General features: G+C 69.9%; 1 protein-coding gene. It reads right to left on the bottom strand.

The genetic code is table 11. The features are described from left to right. Positions 1–861, bottom strand: an 861-nt coding sequence (locus IEZ08_RS39105) for an IS5 family transposase (RefSeq protein ID WP_189244256.1), incomplete at its 3' end; no start/stop codon positions are given. Positions 862–866 lie beyond the last annotated feature (5 nt).

The following is an 866-nucleotide window of genomic DNA, read 5'->3' as shown; positions in this document are numbered from 1 at the left end:
GGCGGCCTCCTCCTCGATGGGGCCGCTCGGCGTATACACCTCACCAGCCAACCGGGCGGCCATGAGCCGGATCATTGCCACCTTGATCATGGCTTCGGCGTACTCGGGCTTGCGTTCGTAATCGCGGGCCAATCTACGATTCCTCGTCAACCAGGCGAACGTGCGCTCGACCACCCACCGGCGGGGCAGCACCTGAAAGCCTTTCACGCCATCACCGCGCTTGACGACCTCCACGACCAGGCCGAGGCGCTCGCGCGCCCACTCCAGCAACGTGGCGTCCACCCGGTTGGCGTATCCCGCATCGGCCCACACCAGCCCCAGCAAGGGAAACCGCGGCCGGACCTCCTCCAGCAGTCGCCGCCCGCCATGGCGGTCCTGCACCGAGGCGGAGGTGACCTGCACCGCCAGCATCAAGCCCCCGGTGTCGACCAGGAGATGCCGCTTGCGGCCACGGACCCGCTTGCCGGCGTCGTAGCCGCACATGATCCCGCCTTCGGCGGTCCTGACCGACTGGGCATCGATCACCGCGGCCGACGGCTGCGGGTCACGCCCCTCGGCGACGCGCGCCTGATCCCGCAGCGCGTCGTGCACCCGGTCCCAGACGCCGGTGCGGGTCCAGGTACGAAACCACCGGTAGGCCACCCACCAGGGCGCCAGGTCGTGCGGCACCATCCGCCACTGGCAGCCCGACCGCAGCACGTACAGGATCGTGTCGAGCACCAGGCGGCGCGGCCATACCAGGGGGCGTCCGCCCCGGCGCGGGTTTCTGACCGGCAGCAGTGGTTCGATCACCGCCCACTGGTCGTCGGTCAGGTCCGATGAGTACGGCTGCCGCTGACGCTCGTGACCACACGCACACACGCACA

This window comes from Planobispora rosea, assembly GCF_014648175.1.
Classification (GTDB): domain Bacteria; phylum Actinomycetota; class Actinomycetes; order Streptosporangiales; family Streptosporangiaceae; genus Planobispora; species Planobispora rosea.
The sequence above is the reverse complement of the archived record's forward strand: the minus strand, read 5'-3'. Positions and strand labels throughout refer to the sequence as shown.